Annotated in this window: 1 protein-coding gene; it reads right to left on the reverse strand. The window is 77.3% G+C overall.

The features are described 5' to 3' along the window. Positions 1 to 1,677 (reverse strand): acyltransferase domain-containing protein (locus AB0C76_RS41290; RefSeq protein WP_359975926.1); only part of this gene is annotated, 1,677 nt, incomplete at its 5' end.

Below are 1,677 nucleotides of genomic sequence, written 5' to 3' on the forward strand. Positions count from 1 at the left end.
TTACCGGGCGATGGACGACCGCTCGGCGCTGAAGGTCCGGATCGCGTTCTGACGGTCCCGGCCGGACCTGATAGGCGGTGGGCCGCCGGTGACGAGGACGGTGCCGGTCGGGTCCCAGTCCGCCGGATCGCTGACGGACCCGCCCGGTGTGGCGGCCAGGCGACGGCCGAGGACCCCGGTGGGCCGGACGGCCAGCTGGTCCTCCCCGTCCGGGTCGGCGAGCACGGCGGCCAGCAGGGCGGCGGCGCGCCGGTCGAGGCTCGCGGGAAGGTCGATCAACCCGCCCCAGCGCTGGGGGAGTTCGAGCGCGGCGACCCGGCCGAGGCCCCAGACGGCCGCCTGCGCCAGGCCGGTGACGCGGTCGCCGGGGGCGGCCGCGACGGCGTCCCGGGTGAGGCACCACAGGGGTGCGCCGATCCGGGCGTCGCCGAGGGCCTGCACCAGCGCGGCGGTGCGGACGAGCCCGGCGGGGACGCCGCCCTGTGCCGATCCGGCGAGTGCCGATTCACCGAGTGCCGACCCGTCGAGTGCCGACGCGTCGAGCGCCAGGAGGGACACCACCCCGGCGATCTCCCCAGCCGTGTCCGGCAGTTCGGCGAGCTGCTTGGTGAGCCCGGCGCGGTCGGCGTCGGCCTCGACGGTCAGCCGGACGGCGTCCGGGCCGAGCACGGCGAGGACGGCGTCCGTCCAGGCCGGGTCGCCCTCGCCGGCGGGCACGACGGCGAGCCAGGTGCCGGCCGGGGCCGCGGCACGCGGCCGGTCGAGCGGCTTCCAGACGATCCGCCGGCGGCGGGCGTCCACGGCGGCCTGCTCCTCGCGCCGGTCGTGCCAGTCGCGCAGGGCGGGGAGCACCCGGGCGAGGGCGTCGCCGTCGACGTCCAGGGTGCCGGCGAGCTCGCCGAAGGACGCGGTGCGCAGCGCCGTCCAGAACTCCCCGTCCGGGGACGAGGCCGGGGACGAGGCCGGGGACGCCGCCGAGGTGAACGACTGCTCGGGCCAGTAGCGCTGCCGCTGGAACGGGTAGGTGGGCAGGTCGACCCGGCGGGCGCCGGTGCCGGCGAAGACGGCGGACCAGTCCGGCGCGAACCCGTCGGTGTGCAGGCGGGCGACGGCGGCGAGCAGGGTCGTGCGCTCGTCCCGGCCGTGGCGCAGCGCGGTGGTGGTCACCACCGGGCGGGCCGGGTCGGCGTCCTCCGCGGTGTTGGCCTGGACGAGCGCGGACAGCACGCCGCCCGGGCCGAGTTCGAGGTGGCGGCGCACGCCGCGGGCGGTGAGGGCGGCGACGCCGTCGGCGAAGCGGACGGCCTCGCGGACGTGGCGCACCCAGTACTGCGCCCCGAACTGCGCCCCGCTGTCGCCGGTGACGACGTTGCCGGTCAGGTTGGACACGAGCGGGATGCGCGGGGCGGCGCAGGCGATGCCCCGGGCGGTCCGCTCGAAGTCGTCGAGCATGGCGTCCATGTGTACGGAGTGAAACGCATGGCTCACCCGCAAACGCCTAGTCCTGCGTCCGGCGGCGGTGAGTCCGGCGGCGATGCGTTCGACGGCGTCGGCGTCTCCGGAGAGGACGACGGCGCGCGGGCCGTTGACGGCGGCGACGGAGACGCCGTCCGTCAGCAGCGCCAGCACCTCCGCCTCCGTCGCCTCGACGGACACCATCGCTCCCCCACCGGGGAG

Source organism: Kitasatospora sp. NPDC048722 (genome assembly GCF_040650235.1).
Classification (GTDB): domain Bacteria; phylum Actinomycetota; class Actinomycetes; order Streptomycetales; family Streptomycetaceae; genus Kitasatospora.